Genomic DNA, 460 nt, shown 5'->3' on the forward strand with positions numbered 1-460 from the left:
ATATGCCAGCGTGTTCGAGCGGCGGTTTCGCTTTGAGGATCTGGGGCGTCTGTTCCTCGGTAAGATGGCGGCGCGCGCGCGCGGCGCGCTGAACGGCAAGACGTCGCGGCTGGTGGTGGGGCGTCCGGTCGAATTTGCGGGCAGTCGCCCTGACGAGGCGTTGGCGCGGACGCGCTATGATGCGATGTTCGGTCCCCTCGCCGAGGAAATCCATTATGTCTACGAGCCGATCGGCGCAGCGTTCAGCTATGCATCGCGCATCGCCGACCCGGCAACGATTCTGGTGGCGGATTTCGGCGGCGGCACCAGCGATTTCTCGGTCGTGCGGATCGAGGCCCCCGGAGCGGTACGCCGTTGTACCCCGCTCGGCCATGCCGGTGTCGGTGTTGCGGGTGACCGGTTCGATTTTCGCATTGTCGATCATCTCGTCATGCCGCTGCTGGGCAAGGGCGGGTCGTAT

General features: G+C 65.2%; 1 protein-coding gene. It reads left to right on the forward strand.

Annotated elements, in window-relative coordinates; genetic code table 11:
- The coding region (locus tag AACY52_RS30965) for an Hsp70 family protein (RefSeq protein ID WP_339561490.1) at positions 1–460 on the forward strand (460 nt) is incomplete at both ends.

Origin of the sequence: Pseudomonas sp. EA_65y_Pfl1_P113 (genome assembly GCF_963970525.1) — a bacterium.
Lineage (GTDB): Bacteria > Pseudomonadota > Gammaproteobacteria > Pseudomonadales > Pseudomonadaceae > Aquipseudomonas > Aquipseudomonas tritici.